Raw genomic sequence first — 1,769 nt, 5'->3', positions numbered from 1 at the left:
CTGGAAAAAACTCGACAACTGGGATTCAAAGCTGTATCAACAACTTGATCCCAACTCAACCAACCGCCCAATTTTAGAACAGGTCATCCGTGGATCTGTAGAGGTGCATAAACTCGACCGAGAGCTTGAAAAATCAAACTCGCAAGGCGATGGCTCTCTTGAAAACATTACGTATAACATCATTAACAAAAACAAAAATTCCGTTGTTATTGATGGTAAAACAGCTCGTCCTGAAGAGGTGTGTGCAACCATCACAACCCTGAAGACATCTGATGGCTATGTTGCAAAAACTGCTCCAAAAACGCTTCCTTACGGTAGCTATGAGCTTGTTGAAGCAACATCAAATGAAAGCTATTTAAATGATGGTTTCAAACAAAGTTTTACCATTGAGCATGACAACCAACACATTGTCTTTGATGGAAATGCTTCTAGCAAAGATACAGTCGTTCGTGGTGGTGTTAAGCTCGCAAAAGTCGATCGTGAACTAATGAAACACTTACCTTTGGGTGCGGCAACACTTGAAGGTACTGAGTTTAGTGTCGTCAATTCGTCTAAATCTTCCGTTTGGGTTAATGACACGCTGTATGAACCTGGACAAGTTGTAGCAAAGCTTTATGCGGACAAAACTGGTGTTGTTACTACACCACCCAACTTGCTTCCGTATGGCACCTACACCATAACCGAAACCAAAGCCCCGAAGGGCTACTTGCTCAACACCACCTATTCAAAGGTAGTACAGGTGCGTGAAAACGGCAAGATCTATGACCTGAGCGGTGAGGATACATCGGTAGCTGACCAGGTTGTACGAGGGGACTTCCGCTTTACCAAAAAAGATGACAACAACAGCCGTCCTATGGCACACATTGTCTTTAGGCTGACAAGTAAAACCACAGGCGAGTCTCATATTGTGGTGTCTGATGCTAATGGTGAGGTTAATACCACCAATGCTTATGAACCGCACAATAACGCTACCAACGCCAACGACAAGGCGGTTTCTGCCGAAGGCAAGGTTGATGAGAGCAAGCTTGTTGACCACGCTGGTGTATGGTTTAGTGGTCGCACTGACACACAAACGACTGTAAACAACCGCCTAGGTGCGCTTCCTTATGACACCTACGTTGTCGAAGAACTAGCAACATCTACCAACACTCACAAAAAGCTTGTGAAGTTTGAAGTTAGCATTACACGACCTGCCTTCACCGTGGATATGGATAGTGTCGTCAACAAAGACGATGCTGTCATTGAAACTGAACTTTTGAGCGAGCAGCTAACTCACACAGCAGCTGTAGCTCCTACCCAAACTTTGGTAGACACCCTGAGTGCAGAGCAGCTTACCCGAGGTGAAACCTACACCTTAGTGGGCAAGCTTGTGGATAAGTCCACAGGCGAGGTTTTGGTAGATGCTGACGGAAAAGAAATTAGTGCTACTAAGACTTTCACCGCTAAGAAAACCACCCATGAGGTCAAGCTAACGTTCAAGCTTGATACCTCTAAGCTTCAGGGGAAGTCCATCGTAGCTTTTGAGTATCTGTATGACGCAGCTGGCAAGCTTATCACTCAAGAGACTGACCTTGAAAACACAAAGCAGACAGTAAGTGTTCCAGGAAAACTTGAAACACTTGCGCTAGCTACAGAGTCTGCAACTCACTTTGTACGAGCCGACAAAAACCAAACAGTAAGCGATAAGGTTAGCTACAAAAACCTTGTTGCAGGTGAAACTTACACTCTTGAAGCAACGCTTATGGATAAGTCCACAGGCAAAGCCTTTG

The 1,769-nt window shown here is 44.9% G+C and carries 1 protein-coding gene; it reads left to right on the top strand.

Features of this window, described 5'->3' with window-relative positions:
* Window positions 1-1,769 (top strand): VaFE repeat-containing surface-anchored protein (locus HMPREF3192_RS04140; protein ID WP_156422863.1); only part of this gene is annotated, 1,769 nt, incomplete at both ends.

Origin of the sequence: Atopobium deltae (assembly GCF_001552785.1) — a bacterium.
Taxonomy (GTDB): Bacteria; Actinomycetota; Coriobacteriia; order Coriobacteriales; family Atopobiaceae; genus Atopobium; species Atopobium deltae.
This window is presented reverse-complemented; position numbering and strand designations above follow the sequence as displayed.